The 14029-nt window shown below is 70.4% G+C and carries 15 protein-coding genes, 1 tRNA gene and 1 riboswitch; of the genes, 7 read left to right on the top strand and 9 right to left on the bottom strand.

The features are described from left to right. Positions 1-12: 12 nt before the first annotated feature. The 3 genes from ACIHFD_RS24405 (at position 13) to ACIHFD_RS24395 (ending at position 4049) form a co-directional block, all read left to right on the top strand. Positions 13-708: a response regulator transcription factor gene (locus ACIHFD_RS24405; protein ID WP_397368828.1), complete on the top strand. Its 696-nt coding sequence runs from the start codon at positions 13-15 to the stop codon at positions 706-708. Between the two features lie 91 nt (positions 709-799). Next, positions 800-1555 (top strand): ABC transporter ATP-binding protein, encoded by a 756-nt coding sequence (locus tag ACIHFD_RS24400; protein WP_350730133.1) that lies wholly within the window; start codon positions 800-802, stop codon positions 1553-1555. 4 nt (positions 1556-1559) lie between these two features. Then, the gene (locus ACIHFD_RS24395; protein WP_397368826.1) at positions 1560-4049 is read left to right on the top strand and encodes an ABC transporter permease; all 2490 of its coding nucleotides are present in this window, start codon (positions 1560-1562) and stop codon (positions 4047-4049) included. A gap of 226 nt (positions 4050-4275) precedes the next feature. On the opposite strand, the gene ACIHFD_RS24390 is transcribed toward ACIHFD_RS24395, so the two are convergent. The 3 genes from ACIHFD_RS24390 to bcp all read right to left on the bottom strand — a co-directional run bounded on the left by ACIHFD_RS24390 (position 4276) and on the right by bcp (position 5414). After that, positions 4276-4351, bottom strand: a tRNA-Leu gene (locus ACIHFD_RS24390). Then, complete coding sequence (locus ACIHFD_RS24385) at positions 4305-4598, bottom strand: HNH endonuclease (protein ID WP_397368879.1); 294 nt, start codon at positions 4596-4598, stop codon at positions 4305-4307. Before ACIHFD_RS24385 ends, ACIHFD_RS24390 begins: the two co-directional genes overlap by 47 nt. 342 nt (positions 4599-4940) lie before the next feature. Next, positions 4941-5414, bottom strand: a complete 474-nt coding sequence (bcp, locus tag ACIHFD_RS24380) for a thioredoxin-dependent thiol peroxidase (RefSeq protein WP_355207238.1) — start codon at positions 5412-5414, stop codon at positions 4941-4943. A gap of 152 nt (positions 5415-5566) precedes the next feature. Between bcp and ACIHFD_RS24375 the strand changes: the two genes are divergently transcribed. Further along, positions 5567-5896 (top strand): DUF3618 domain-containing protein, encoded by a 330-nt coding sequence (locus ACIHFD_RS24375; RefSeq protein WP_364250990.1) that lies wholly within the window; start codon positions 5567-5569, stop codon positions 5894-5896. Between the two features lie 24 nt (positions 5897-5920). Here the strand turns inward: ACIHFD_RS24375 and ACIHFD_RS24370 are convergent, their stop codons facing one another. Further along, positions 5921-7114: an amino acid deaminase/aldolase gene (locus ACIHFD_RS24370; protein ID WP_363962843.1), complete on the bottom strand. Its 1194-nt coding sequence runs from the start codon at positions 7112-7114 to the stop codon at positions 5921-5923. Between the two features lie 136 nt (positions 7115-7250). On the opposite strand from ACIHFD_RS24370, the gene ACIHFD_RS24365 reads away from it, so the two are divergent. Beyond that, positions 7251-7850 carry a DUF6286 domain-containing protein gene (locus tag ACIHFD_RS24365; RefSeq protein WP_350730145.1) on the top strand — a complete coding sequence of 200 codons (600 nt, stop codon included), beginning with the start codon at positions 7251-7253 and terminating at the stop codon, positions 7848-7850. A 46-nt stretch (positions 7851-7896) separates the two neighbouring features. Then, positions 7897-8445 carry a hypothetical protein gene (locus ACIHFD_RS24360; RefSeq protein WP_350730146.1) on the top strand — a complete coding sequence of 183 codons (549 nt, stop codon included), beginning with the start codon at positions 7897-7899 and terminating at the stop codon, positions 8443-8445. Between the two features lie 22 nt (positions 8446-8467). Here the strand turns inward: ACIHFD_RS24360 and ACIHFD_RS24355 are convergent, their stop codons facing one another. The 3 genes from ACIHFD_RS24355 to gcvT are packed head-to-tail and all read right to left on the bottom strand — an operon-like array spanning position 8468 to position 11370. Then, on the bottom strand, positions 8468-9844 hold the full coding sequence (locus tag ACIHFD_RS24355; RefSeq protein ID WP_397368824.1) for an L-serine ammonia-lyase: 1377 nt from the start codon (positions 9842-9844) through the stop codon (positions 8468-8470). Positions 9845-9898: 54 nt separating this feature from the next. Then, positions 9899-10288, bottom strand: a complete 390-nt coding sequence (gene gcvH / locus ACIHFD_RS24350) for a glycine cleavage system protein GcvH (RefSeq protein WP_397368823.1) — start codon at positions 10286-10288, stop codon at positions 9899-9901. Continuing rightward, positions 10285-11370 (bottom strand): glycine cleavage system aminomethyltransferase GcvT, encoded by a 1086-nt coding sequence (gene gcvT / locus ACIHFD_RS24345; RefSeq protein WP_397368822.1) that lies wholly within the window; start codon positions 11368-11370, stop codon positions 10285-10287. The genes gcvH and gcvT overlap by 4 nt, the downstream gene beginning before the upstream one ends. 132 nt (positions 11371-11502) lie before the next feature. After that, positions 11503-11600, bottom strand: a riboswitch (glycine riboswitch). A gap of 94 nt (positions 11601-11694) precedes the next feature. On the opposite strand from gcvT, the gene ACIHFD_RS24340 reads away from it, so the two are divergent. Next, a complete protein-coding gene (locus tag ACIHFD_RS24340) occupies positions 11695-12525 on the top strand; it encodes a hypothetical protein (RefSeq protein WP_397368821.1) in 831 nt (276 codons plus the stop codon). A gap of 14 nt (positions 12526-12539) precedes the next feature. Here ACIHFD_RS24340 and ACIHFD_RS24335 read toward each other — a convergent pair whose 3' ends face one another. After that, positions 12540-13229: a gamma-glutamyl-gamma-aminobutyrate hydrolase family protein gene (locus ACIHFD_RS24335; protein ID WP_397368820.1), complete on the bottom strand. Its 690-nt coding sequence runs from the start codon at positions 13227-13229 to the stop codon at positions 12540-12542. A gap of 34 nt (positions 13230-13263) precedes the next feature. Next, on the bottom strand, positions 13264-14028 hold the full coding sequence (locus tag ACIHFD_RS24330; RefSeq protein WP_397368819.1) for a 3-oxoacyl-ACP reductase: 765 nt from the start codon (positions 14026-14028) through the stop codon (positions 13264-13266). Position 14029: the final 1 nt, after the last annotated feature.

The raw sequence follows: 14029 nt of genomic DNA, 5'->3' as shown, positions 1-14029 counted from the left end.
GGAGGTGGCCGGGTGATCCGCGTGATGCTGGTCGACGATCAGGAGTTGCTGCGCGCCGGGTTCAGGATGGTGCTCGCGGCCCAGCCGGACATCGAGGTGGTGGCCGAGGCCGGCGACGGCGCCGCGGCGCTGGAGCGGCTGGAGACCACCGAGGTGGACGTCGTGCTCATGGACGTGCGCATGCCGGTCATGGACGGCGTCGAGGCCACCAGCCGCATCCAGGGGCCGAAGGTGCTGATCCTGACCACGTTCGACCTCGACGAGTACGCGTTCGCCGCGGTCAAGGCGGGCGCGGCCGGGTTCCTGCTGAAGGACGTGCCGCCGGCCGACCTGGTCGACGCGATCAAGATCGTGCACGCGGGCGACTCGGTGGTGTCGCCGAGCACGTTACGGCGGATGCTGGACAGGTTCGCCGCGCAGCTCCCGACGGACGACCCGGTGGCGACGGCCGACCTGACACCGCGCGAGCGGGAGGTGCTGCTCATGGTGGCCCGCGGCCTGTCCAACATGGAGATCGCCGGCCGCCTGCAGGTGGCGGAGGCGACGGTGAAGACGCACCTGGGGCGGGTGCTGGCCAAGCTGGGGCTGCGGGATCGGGCCCAGGTCGTGGTGTACGCGTACGAGGCCGGGCTGATCGTGCCGTCGCATCGACCCGAAAGTCATCGGCCGGAAGTCATCGGCCGAAAGTCTGACCGGAGTCATCTGTAGTCCTACACGAAGTCCATCCGCAGGTCCCACGAATCCTGAACTTTCCACTCCTAGCGTGGTTCGCGTTGAAAAACCGCGACAAGGAGTGAAAGTGACGCTCACCGATACCCGGCGCCAGGCCCCGCCCGCGGTGGTGGCCAGAGATCTGACCAAGGTGTACGGCGAAGGCGACGCCCAGGTGCACGCCCTCCGCGCGGTGAACGTGTCCTTCGCCACCGGGGCCTTCACCGCGATCATGGGCCCGTCGGGCTCCGGCAAGTCCACGCTGATGCACTGCCTGGCCGGGCTCGACGCCGCCACCTCGGGTACCGTGCACATCGGCGACGTGGAGCTGACCGGGCTGACCGACCGGCAGCTCACGCTGCTGCGCCGCGAGCGGATCGGTTTCGTCTTCCAGGCCTTCAACCTGCTGCCCACGCTCACCGCCGAGCAGAACATCCGCCTGCCGCTGGACATCGCCGCCCGCCAGGCGGACCAGCAGCTGTTCGACCGGGTGATCGAGACCGTCGGGCTGAAGGACCGGCTCGGGCACCGGCCGAGCGAGCTGTCCGGCGGCCAGCAGCAGCGCGTGGCCGTGGCCAGGGCGCTGATCAGCAAGCCGCAGGTGATCTTCGCCGACGAGCCCACGGGGAACCTGGACTCCCGCAGCGGCGCCGAGGTCCTGTCCTTCCTGCGCACCTCCGTACGCGAGCTGGGCCAGACCATCGTCATGGTCACGCACGACCCGGTGGCCGCCTCGTACGCCGACCGCGTGGTGTTCCTGCGCGATGGCGAGCTGGTCACCGAGATCGGCGCGCCGACGCCGCAGTCCGTGCTGGACACGCTCGTACAGCTGGAAAGGGCGTGACGAGGTGCTGAAGACGGCACTGGCCGGGCTGCGCGCACACAAGCTCCGGCTGCTGCTCACCGCGCTGGCGATCACGCTGGGCGTGGGGTTCATCGCGGGCACGTTCGTGCTGAACGACACCGTGCAGGCCGGGTTCGCGCAGCGCGTCACGGCCGACGCGGGCAAGGTGGACGTGGTCGTGCTGGTCAAAGGCCCCGGCGCGGTGCTGCCGGAGCGCGTCCTGGAACAGGTGCGCGCCCTGGACGGCGTCACCGAGGCGCAGGGCCTGATCCGCGCCGCCGCGCCCGTGCTCGGCAAGGACGGCAAGACCGTCGGGAACGCCCCCACCACGGCCCTGTCCATCGTCCAGGGGCCGCTCGACCGCACCGACATCGTCTCGGGCACCGGCCCCGGCACCGACGACCAGGCCGCCGTGCTCGACAAGAACACCGCCAAGGCCCAGGGCTTCAAGCTCGGCGACACGCTCACGGTGCTCGACGCCAAGCAGCGCAAGCACCAGTTCAGGCTGGTCGGACTGCTCGACCCCGGCGTGGACCAGGAGCTCTCCTACACCGGCGCGGTCGGCTTCACCACCGCCACCGCGCAGCGGATGACGGGCGCGGAGGGCTACCGCGAGATCGACGTGGCGGGCCGGGTCCCCGGGCTGAAGCAGGCCGTCGCGGCGGCCGTGGGCGGCGCGTACGTGGTCAAGACCGGCGGCGAGCTGGCCGACGACCTGGCCAGGGCGGCCGGGGTGGAGACCCGCATGTTCACGCTGGGCCTGCTGATGTTCGGCGTCGTGGCGATGATGGTGGCCGCGCTGGTCATCTACAACACCTTCAACATCCTCGTCGCGCAGCGCACCAGGGAGATGGCGCTGCTGCGGTGCATCGGGGCCACGCGCGGGCAGGTGTTCGGCTCGATCGTGCTGGAGTCCACGGTGGTGGGGCTGATCGCCTCCGCGCTCGGCCTGGTCATCGGGTACGGCCTGGCCTCGCTCACCCTGATGGTCCTGGCCTCGTTCGACGCCCCGCTGCCCACGGACGCGGCCGTCACCCTCAGCCCCGCCACGATCGGGATCGGCCTGGCCGTCGGCCTGGCGGTCACGATGTGCGCGGCCCTGCTACCCGCCAGGTCGGCCACCCGGGTCGCGCCGATCGCGGCGCTGCGGAGCCAGGCCGAGGAGCAGACGTTCCGCGCGAGCCTCGTACGCGGTGTCTTCGCCGCGCTCTTCCTGGTGGCGGGGCTCGGCACGACGGCCGTCGGCGTCTTCGCGCTCACGCCCGGCCAGCAGATCTCGCTCTTCGTCGTCATGGCCGGGGGCGCGCTGACGTTCCTGGCCGTGCTGATCCTGGGCCCGGTGATGGTCAAGCCGCTGAGCACGCTGGTCGGCTGGATCCCCGGCAGGCTCTTCGGGGTCCCGGGACGGCTCGCGGTGGACAACTCGGGCCGCAACCCCAAGCGGGCCGCGACCACCACGGTCGCGCTGACCATCGGCGTGACGCTCATGACGCTGATCTCGGTGGTCACCGCGTCCACCAGGCTGACGTTGACGGCCAAGCTGGACGACCAGTTCCCGATCGACTACATGCTGGCCGGCCAGCAGCGCGAGGCGGTCATCCCCCGGTCCGTGGCCACGGAGCTGCGCGGCAGGCCGGAGCTGGCCTCCGTGGCGCAGGTGCGCGCCACCAAGGCCGAATTCTCGGACCGGCGGCTCGAGGTCGGCACGTTCAGCGGGGCGATCGACCCGTCCGTGACCGCCGGCTCCATGAAGGGCTTCGGCCCCGGGCAGGCGGCGGTGGCCGACAACGTGGCCACGGAGCGGGGTGTGCGGCTCGGCGACTCGGTCTCGATGAAGACCAGGGAGGCCGGGGTCGTCTCGCTGAAGGTGGTGGCGCTGCTCGACGGGGCCCAGTCGACGCTGCCGTCGGTCATGGTCGCGGAGGCGGCGTTCGACACGTACTTCGGCGCTCTGCCCGACTCCCGCGTCCTGATCAACATCAAGGACGGCGTGGCGCCCGAGCGGGCCCGCAAGGTGGTGGACGCCGCCGTCGCGGCCTACCCGACCGTGCAGGTGTCCAGCTCGACGGAGGTACGCGGCCAGTTCGACGAGACGCTGGACATGCTGCTCATGATCATCACCGGGCTGCTGGGGCTGGCGATCCTGATCTCGCTCCTGGGCATCGCCAACACGCTCTCCCTGTCGGTCCACGAGCGCACCCGGGAGTCGGCGCTGCTGCGCGCCCTGGGCCTGACCCGGCCGCAGCTGCGCCGGATGCTGTCCGTCGAGGCGCTGGTGCTCGGGCTGATCGGAGCGCTGGTGGGGGTGGTGCTCGGCGGGGTCTTCGGCTGGGCCGCGATCAGGGTGATGCTGGACGGGGCCGTCCTGTCGGTGCCCACCGGGCAGATCGCGCTGTTCGTGCTGCTGTCCGGGGCGGCCGGCGTGCTGGCCGCCGTGCTCCCGGCCCGCCGCGCGGCACGCGCCTCGATCGTCGGCTCGCTCGCCGCCGGCTGACCCTGACGATCAAGAGTCTTGGTCTCGTGCCCAGGGGCTTCACCGCATCGGTGACGGACGAAGCACGTCATGCCCCTGGGTGCCGACCTGCGTGGCGTCGTCGATGCCACGAAGAACTCTTCCGCGAGCTGACTGTCGAACCCCATCCGCGACTGCCGGCTCCAGAACAAGAGAAAACCCTCGAGCCCGTAGGTTCGAGGGTTTTCGATGCAATGAGACATCACACTGGTAGGGCCGGTGGGATTCGAACCCACACTAACAGCCACCTAAAGACTGCGCCTCTGCCATTGGGCTACGACCCCTTTTCGCCTTTCCCTTTCCTGCGTAGTTCCCGGTCTGAGAATGGCAATTCGGGCACAGGAAGCGCAGATTCTCCCTTCGATTGTCGAGCCAATCGCCGTTGACGTGGTCAACGTGGAGCGTCAGCGGCCTTCCCTGCCACGTACCCTCGATTCTACAGCTTGCGCACGCGTACGAGACCCCGGCTTCGCGCAATGCGCGGCGAAGTACGGGTGCCTTCTCGCGGATGGACCCGGGTGGGCGAAGCACGAGCACCTGCTGGTAGGGGCGCAGGGTAGGGGAGCGACGTCCCTTGCCGTGGGCCTGACCGACGAAGGGAGACGTATCGATGCCGAAGTGTCTCAGTCGCCTGCTGATGTGGGCATGGCTGCCGCCCGTCCACTTGATGCCGAGGCGGCGGAGCACATCGGCGACGCTGCGAGACTTCGCCGCCGCCTCCGCGAGCAACTCGTGGGAATGCTTGATATAAGCTGCCACGGCGCAAGCCTGGAAAACGCGACCGACATTTTTTGGCGACCTAAAGAGATGTCATATCTGGGCAATTGCCACATTTATTGTGGAACGGGCCCTCCTGGAGGGCCCGCCGGGTGGTCAGCTGAGGCCGAGCTTCTTCTTGAGCCCGGCCACGTGGCCCGTGGCCTTCACGTTGTAGAGCGCCTGCTCCACCTTTCCGTCCGCGTCGATGACGAACGTCGAGCGGATGACCCCCACGACCTCCTTGCCGTACAGCTTCTTCGGGCCGTACGCGCCGTAGGCCTGATGCACGGTCAGGTCGGGGTCGGACAACAAGGGGAAGGTCAGGGCGTCACGTTCGGCGAATTTGGCAAGTTTTTCCGGTTTGTCCTTAGACACGCCGAGAACGACGAAACCTTCGGCCGTCAACTGGCCGAGGTTGTCGCGGAAGTCGCAGGCCTGCTTGGTGCAGCCGGGCGTCATCGCGGCAGGGTAGAAATAGAGGATCACCCGCTTGCCGCGGTAGGCGTCAAGCGAGACGGCCTCGCCGTCGGCGGTGGGTAGCGTGAACTCGGGCGCGGCGTCGCCGGGCGCGAGCTTGGTTTCGGTCAATGGGCCCTCCTGAGTTCCTTCCCGCCAACCTACCGGCCTGGCCGCCGTGCCGTACGGCGCGCCGACCTGACAGACTGATCAGCACCACGAACGACGGAGCTCGCACGGCACGCGGAGCGGGCGCGGCCACGCATGAGGCCGAGAGGAGAGCCATGGCTGACACCGATCCGGACGAGTTGGAGCGGCGGATCGCGCGGACACGCGCGGAGTTGGCGCAGACGGTCGACGCCATAGCCGACCGGGTGAGCCCCAAGCGGGTCGCCGAGCGCACGGTGTCCGACGTCAAGAGCAGGGCCACGCACTTCGTGGCGTCCGTGGGCGACGCGCTGGGGGTGACGTCGCGGCCGGTCGAAGCCGGCGAGCATCCCGATGAGATGTGGGAGGAGGAGCGGCCCGACCTGGCGCCGGTGCTGATCGGGATCGGCGCGGTGCTGGTCGTGGGGGCGGCCGTCATGCTCTGGCGCCGCCGCAGGCGCCGCTGACCCGCAGGGGCTCGCCGGGGGCCCTCAGAGGAAGGTCCGGCCCTCGCCCCGGTACGTGGGCACCGACTCCACCAGCGTGTCGCCGTCGATGAGGTGGAGCGCGTCGAAGCGCTCGCACATCTCGCCCGCCTTGGCATGCCTGAACCACACCCGGTCCCCGATCCGCAGGTCCTGGGCCGCCTGGCCGAGCAGCGGGGTCTGCACCTCGCCCGCCCCCTCGTCCCGGGCGTAGCGCAGCCCGGCCGGCAGGTACGGCTGCGGCAGGCGGCTCTGGCCCGGCGTGCCCGAGGCCAGATAACCGCCGCCGAGCACGGTCACGGTGTCCACGCTCGGGCGGCGCACCACCGGCAATGCGAAGAGCGCGGCCGGGTGCCCGGTGAAGCGGCGGTAGAAGTCGAACAACCTCGGGTGGAAGAAGCCGGATCCGGCCGCCACCTCCGTGATGGCCTTCTCGCGTACGGTGCGCTCGACGGACCCGGTGCCGCCGCCGTTGACGAACTCCAGGTCGGTGATCTGGCGGACGGCGTTCACGATGCGGCCGCGCCTGAGGATGAGGTCCCTGGCCGAGCGGGCCTGCATGATGCGGACGGCGCGGGTGTAGGCGGCGTTCGCGGGCGGGTCGTCGCCGAGCCCGGCGATCTGGGCCTCGTACGCCATCAGCCCGGCCACCCGGAACCCGGGGCGCTTGGCGACGGCGGCGGCCAGGTCGGCGGCCTCGTCGGGCTCGCGGATCGGCGAGCGGAGCACCCCAGCCCGAAATTTCCCGCCAAAGGCGATATATCCGGCGTCTATGTCGATGCAGGTCCGGATCTCGGCCCGGGGGCTCACCCCGGCCACGGCCGCCTCGGTGAAGTCCAGGTGGGCGGTCGAGTCGATGGCCAGGGTGATGTGCCTGGCCGCGTTCTCGTCCCCGGCCAGTTCGGCCAGCGCGTGCCGGTCGGCCGTCGGGTAGGCCACCAGGATGTCCGTGAACCCGTGGGAGGCCAGCCACAGCGCCTCGGGGAGCGTGAAGGCCATGATGCCGCGGAAGCCGTCCATGGCCAGGATGCGTTCGAGCACGGGGCGGCTGCGGACCGACTTGCTGGCCACCCGGATCGGCTTGCCCGCCGCCCGCCGTACGAGGTCCGCCGCGTTGGCCCGCATGGCCGCCAGATCGAGGATCGCGAACGGCGGCTCGAGGACCGCTGTGGCGCGGTCATAGCGCTGGCGGTCGTCCATATGGGCAGCGTAACGGCATATCGGGCAAATGAATATGAGTGTTGTTCACCTTGTTGGCCGCCCCGTAATGTTCGGGCAAACGGGCGGCGGGGGCGCGGTTCCGGCCCCGGGGGACCCGTGTACGTGTGTCGTTGTGATGACCACGCTTCAGCAGACAGTCCCCGGCGCCGCCGTCCCCGCGCGGCACACCGGGCTGCGCCGGGCGAGCAGGGCGCTCAGGCCGGCGCGAACCCTCCCTGGAGCCCTCGTCGCGCTCACGCTGGCCGCCGGGCTGGGGGCGACGGCGGCCGAGATCGTGTCAGGGCTGCTCGGCCACCGGCTCGGCTGGGTCCCCGTGAACAGACTGGTCGAGCTCGCAAGCAGGACCACCTGGCCCGAGCTGGCCACCGCCGCCGCGGGCATGGTGGGCGCGGGCACGTTCATGCTGCTGCTGGCGATCGTGCCCGGCCAGTCGAGGCTGGTGCCGGTGGAGACGTCCGACCCGCGGACCGTCATCGGCATCACCCGCTCGGGCCTGCGCCGCACGCTCCGCGCGGCCGCCCAGCAGGTGCCGGGGGTGGACCGGGCCCGGGTACGGCTGCGCAGGAGCACCATCGAGGTCACGGTCATGACGGGGACGGAGAGCTCCGGCACGATGCTCAGGCAGGTCGGCACGGCGGTGGGCGACCGGCTGGCGGGCGTGGGCACGCTGGGCACGGGCGAGGTCGTGGTCCGGCTGCGCAGAAAGGGGGCCTGATGCCCGAACGCGCCGAGAGGCCCCGGCCACGCGGAGAGGGGGCCTGATGCCCGAACGTACGGACGCGCAACGGACACCCCCGCGCGGCAAGGGGGCCGCGATGCGGCAGTACGCGGGCAACCGCGTCGGCCTGGCCATCGTGGGCGGCACCCTGCTGGGCCTGGGCGTGTACGCCTGGCTCCGCGGCCACGGCCGCTTCTTCGACCTGCCCGCCACCGCCAAGGTCCTCCCGAACCAGGTCCGCCGGGTGCTGGCCGACGAGCCCTGGCCCCTGTGGGTGCTGGCCCTGAGCTTCCTGCTCCTGTCGCTGGTCTCGCTCCGCTGGCTCCTGCTCAGCCTCGGCTGGGGCCGCCGCGGCGCCCGCAACGGCACGGGCACCGCGATGCTCTTCGTCGGGCTGAAGGGCGTGGAAGGGCTGGGCCGGTCGGCGGTGCGGGTCACCGAGAACGGCCTGCGCGTCACCCTGACGTGCCCGTCCACCGCGGACGTCGGCGCGGTGGTGAGCAAGCTGGACCACGACATCGTCGGCAGGATCCGCCGCGAGGTCCGCGACGACGAGGCGAGCACCGTCGTCCGCCTGCACGTCCGCCGCTGACCCGGCGGCCATCAGGGTGAGGTCAGCACTCGATCACGTTGACGGCCAGGCCGCCGCGTGAGGTCTCCTTGTACTTGTCCAGCATGTCCCGCCCGGTGTCCCGCATCGTCTTGATGGCACGATCCAGCGGCACGAAGTGGCGGCCGTCGCCGCGCAGGGCGATCCGGGCGGCCGTGATGGCCTTGTTGGAGGCCACCGCGTTCCGCTCGATGCACGGGATCTGGACCAGGCCGCCGATCGGGTCGCAGGTCAGGCCCAGGTTGTGCTCGATGCCGATCTCGGCCGCGTTCTCGACCTGCTCGGGCGTGCCGCCGAGGGCCTCCGTGAGGCCGGCCGAGGCCATCGAGCAGGCGGAGCCGACCTCGCCCTGGCAGCCCACCTCGGCGCCCGAGATCGAGGCGTTCTCCTTGAACAGCACGCCGATCGCGCCCGCCGTCAGCAGGAAGCGGACCACGCCCTCCTCGTCCGCGTGCGGGACGAAGCGGGTGTAGTACGTCAGGACGGCCGGGATGATGCCGGCGGCGCCGTTGGTGGGGGCGGTGACGATGCGGCCCCCGGCGGCGTTCTCCTCGTTGACCGCCAGCGCGAACAGCGCGACCCAGTCCATGGCCTGCAGCGGGTCCTTCTCCGCGGGCTCCGACTGCAGGCGGCGGTGGAGCTGGTTGGCGCGGCGCTTGACCTTGAGACCGCCGGGCAGGACGCCCTCCTTGGAGATGCCCCGGCGCACGCACTCCGACATGACCGCCCAGAGCCGCAGCAGGCCCGAGCGGATCTCCTCCTCGGTGCGGCCGAACGCCTTCTCGTTCTCCAGCATCAGCGCCGAGATCGACAGGCCCGTGTTGGAGCAGTGCTTGAGCAGCTCCTCGCCCGTGGTGAACGGGTAGGGCAGGACGGTGTCGTCCGGCTTGATGCGGTCGGCGCCCGTGGCCTTCTCGTCGACGACGAAGCCGCCACCCACCGAGAAGTAGACCTTCTCCCTCAGCTGCCCGCCGTCGGCGTCGTACGCGGTGAAGCGCATGCCGTTCGGGTGCTCGGGCAGCGAGATCTTGCGCTCGAAGACGAGGTGCTCGCCCACGACGAAGCGGATCTCGTGCGTCCCGTACAGCTTGACCGTGCCCGACTCGCGCATCTCGGCCAGGCGGCCGTCGATGGAGTCGACGTCGACGAGCTCGGGCTTCTCGCCGGACAGGCCGAGCAGGACCGCCTTGTCGCTGCCGTGGCCCTTGCCGGTCAGGCCGAGCGAGCCGTACAGGATGGCCTCGACCCGCGCGACCCGGGAGAGCAGGCCGTCGTCGTGCAGCCCGCGGGCGAACTTGTGCGCGGCCGCCATCGGGCCTCCCGTGTGGGAGCTCGACGGGCCGATGCCGATCTTGAAGAGGTCGAAGACGCTGATCGCCATTGATGGCGCCTTTCATGCTGGTGCCGGGGCCCGTCGCAGGGCCCCGGCAAAAGGTCAGGAATCGCCTGAGGTGAGTGCCTTGTACTCCTCGGCGGAGAGCACGTCCTCGGCGTCGCCCTCGACGCGCACCCGGAACATCCAACCGTCGCCGTACGGGTCACTGTTGACCAGGCTCGGGTCGTCGACCACGGCCTGGTTCACCTCGACGATCTCACCCCCGACGGGGGTGTAGATCTCGTTCACCGACTTGGTCGACTCCACCTCGCCGATGGAGTCGCCCGGCTCGACGGTCGAGCCGACGTCGGGGAGCTGCACAAAGACGACGTCACCAAGAGATTCGGCGGCGAAGGCCGTGACGCCGATGGTCACGGTGAGGCCGTCGTCGAGGCCGGCCACCCACTCGTGCTCCTTGGTGTAGCTCAGGTCGTCAGGGATGTTGCTCACTTGTTCCTCCTGTAGAAGGGCAGCTCTACCAGGTCCATAGGTTCATGGCTGCCCCGGATGTCCACGGCCAGGCCTGACTCGGCCTCGGTGTCCACGTAGGCCATCGCGATGGGCCTGCCCAGGCTCTGGGAGGGCGCACCGCTGGTGACCTCGCCGACGACGGCGCCGTCTTTGGTGACCGGGTAGCCGTGGCGCGGCACCCGGCGTCCCCGCGCGACCAGGCCGACGAGCCGGCGCCGGGGCGGGTCGTCCTTGATCGCCTCGAGCGCCGACCGGCCGACGAAGTCGCCCGGCTTGTCGAATTTCACCACTCTGCCCAGCCCCGCGTCGAACGGGGTCAGTTCGACGCTCAGTTCGTTGCCGTAGAGCGGCATGCCGGCTTCGAGCCTGAGGGTGTCGCGGCTGGACAGGCCGGCGGGCTTGAGGCCGTGCGGCTCGCCCGCCGCCATGAGCGCGTGCCAGAGCGGAACCGCGTCCTGGTTGGCGACGAACAGCTCGAACCCGTCCTCGCCGGTGTAGCCGGTGCGGGCGATCAGCGCCTGCCGCCCGTCGACCAGGTCGGGCAGGCCCGCGTAGTACTTGAGCCCGTCGAGGTCGGCGTCGGTGAGCGTGGCGAGGATCTCCTGGGACCGGGGCCCCTGTACGGCGATCAGCGCGTACTGGTCCGACCGGTCCTCGACCAGCACGTCATACGCCTTCGACCGCTCAATCAGCTCTTTTGCCACTTTTTCGTAGTTCGAGGCGTTTGCCACGACCATGAACTCGTCGTCGTCGAGCCGGTAGACGATGAGGTCGTCGAGCACCCCGCCCCGCTCGTTGACGATCATCGTGTATCTGGCCCGCCCGGTCGCCAGCGCCGACAGGTGGCCGACCAGCGCGTAGTCGAGCGCCTGCCCGGCCTGCGGCCCGGTCAGGAAGATTTCGCCCATGTGGGAGAGGTCGAACAGCCCGGCCGCCTGGCGAACGGCGTTGTGCTCCGCGGACTCGCTCCCGTACCGGAGCGGCATGAGCCACCCGGCGAAGTCGGTGAGCGTGGCGCCGAGGCTCTCGTGAACGTCTCGTAGCGGTGTTGGTCGGGACATTTGTCGCACCTCTGGACAGGATTGGATGCCAGCATCCTCCCCCTCTGTCATCGATGCCTGAGAGCTTCGCCCGAGTTTTGCCGGACTTTCACCTTCGGCGAGGCCCCGCGGGCCTGCTTTCCAGAGGTCACCATAGGCCGTGCGGTCCTTTGCCTTGAGAGGTTTGCGGGGAGGGCTTGCTCCTTCAGGGACCCTGACCGGCTGTCAGGGCACTCTCCCGCACGGTTTCGCCGGTGATGTCCGTCAGCCTAGTGCCGCGATGGGGTTGTTGTCGCGTTCTGAGGACTCATGAACCACTCCGGGGGTCGCCGACGTCGAAGGGGTATGAATCGGCGAACGGCGGCCCTCGGCCTGCTGACCACCCTGGCCCTGGCGGGCTGCGGCGCGTCGGAGGCGGCGGCCCCACCCCGGTACGAGGCCAGCCTGACGGTGCTCGAAGGCGGCGGTCACGGGCCGCAGCTGTGCATGATGATCATGGAGTCGCTGCCACCGCAGTGCGGCGGTCCGGACGTCGTCGGCTGGGACTGGAACAAGGTGGATCACGAGTCGCAGGGCGGCGTGAAGTGGGGCGACTACCGCGTCGTAGGCACCTGGGACGGCGCCCGGCTGACGCTCACCGAGCCGCCCGGCCCGTCCGCGAAGGCGGCCCCTGCTCGTCAGGTGGACTTCACCAGCCCGTGCCCGGCGCCGGAGGGCGGCTGGCGGCCCGTCGATCCCGCCAGGGCCACGCAGCAGGCGATGGAACAGGCGATGTCGCGGGCCGGCGCGGTCGAGGAGTTCGCGGGCGCCTGGATCGACCAGAGCTACATGGAGGGCAAGCCCGCGGAGTCACCCGAGGCCAACGACCCGCTGCGGCTGGTGCTCAACCTGAAGTTCACCGGCGACCTGTCCGGTCGTGAGGCGTGGATCCGCGAGGTGTGGGGCGGCGCGCTGTGCGTCAGCGGCGCGGCGCGCAGCGAGAGCGAGTTGCGGGAGATCCAGCGGGAGGTCGAGGCCGAGCTGGGCGGCGCTCTCGTCTCGGCCTCGACCAACGTGCTGCGCAACCAGGTGGACGTGCTGGTCTGGGTGGCCACCGACGAGCAGCGCCGCGGCATCGAGGCCAAGCACGGCGCCGGAGCCGTGGCGCTGGACGGCGTGCTCAAACCGGTGGCGTGAGGCGCTCCGGCTGATCAGCAGGCCTCGACGAGTGCCTCGAAGAGGGCGCCGTCCTCGGCCGCCTCGGGGTGCCACTGCACGGCCACGGCGAAGGGGGCCGAGTTCAGCTCGACCGCCTCGATCGTGCCGTCGCCGGCGGTGGCGGTGACCGTGAGGCCGGGTGCGAGCCGGTCGATGGCCTGGTGGTGGTAGTGGGGGACGGTCACGGGCTCCGTGCCCAGCGCCTTGGCCAGGCGGCTGCCGGGGACGGGCGTGACGGGCAGCGGGCCGAACCGGCCGGGGGCGGGGGAGTGGCCGGTGTGCCCCACGACCTCGGGGAGGTGCTGGTGGAGGCTGCCTCCGAGGGCGACGTTGAGCACCTGGAGGCCACGGCAGATGCCGAGGTACGGCAGGCCGGCGTCGAGGGCCGCCGCGATCAGCCCAAACTCCGCCTCATCCCGAAATTTGCGGATATAGCCGGTTTGATCTCCAGGCTCCTGCCCGTACCGGGCCGGGTCGACGTCCCCGCCACCGGCCAGGATCAGGCCGTCCAGGCGGCCGACGACCTGCGCGGGTTCGCCGGCCGGCGGCAGCACGATCGGCTGCCCGCCGGCGCGTACGACCTGCTCCACGTACATGTACGGCAGGAGCGCCACGGTCATGTCCCAGACCGTGAACTTCGCCGGCTCCACGTACGACGTGATGCCGATGACGGGACGCTGCACGATATGACCCCCGAGAAACCAGACCGGACCAGAGCTAGAGCGGCGTGACGTAGGCGCCGGAGATGCCCCCGTCCACCAGGAACTCACTACCGGTGATGAACGACGCGTCGTCGCTGGCCAGGAACGCCACCGCCGCCGCGATCTCCGAGGCCTCGGCGAAGCGCCCGACGGGGATGTGCACCAGCCGCCGCTGCGCCCGCTCCGGGTCCTTGGCGAACAGCTCCTGCAGCAGCGGCGTGTTCACCGGCCCGGGGCACAGCGCGTTCACCCTGATGCCCTCCCGGGCGAACTGCACGCCCAGCTCGCGTGACATCGCCAGCACGCCGCCCTTGGACGCCGTGTACGAGATCTGCGAGGTCGCCGACCCCATGACGGCCACGAACGACGCGGTGTTGATGATCGAGCCCTTGCCCTGCCGTCGCATGTACGGGATGGCGTGCTTGCAGCAGAGGTAGGCGCTGGTCAGGTTCACCTCCTGGACCCGGCGCCAGGCGTCGATGCCGGTCTCCAGGATCGAGTCGTCGTCGGGCGGCGAGATGCCGGCGTTGTTGAAGGCGATGTCCACGCTGCCGTAGGTGTCGAAGGCTGTCCGGAACATCCTGACGACGTCGTCCTCGTCGGTGACGTCGGCCTTGACGAAGAGGCCGCCGACCTCGTTCGCGGCCTTGACGCCGGCCTCCTCGTCGACGTCCACGCAGACGACCTTGGCGCCCTCCTCGGCGAACCTGCGTGCCGTGGCCAGCCCGATGCCGCTGCCCGCGCCGGTGATGACGGCCACCCGATCCTGCAAACGCTGCACT

Source organism: Nonomuraea sp. NPDC051941, assembly GCF_044593615.1.
The sequence above is the reverse complement of the archived record's forward strand: the minus strand, read 5'-3'. Positions and strand labels throughout refer to the sequence as shown.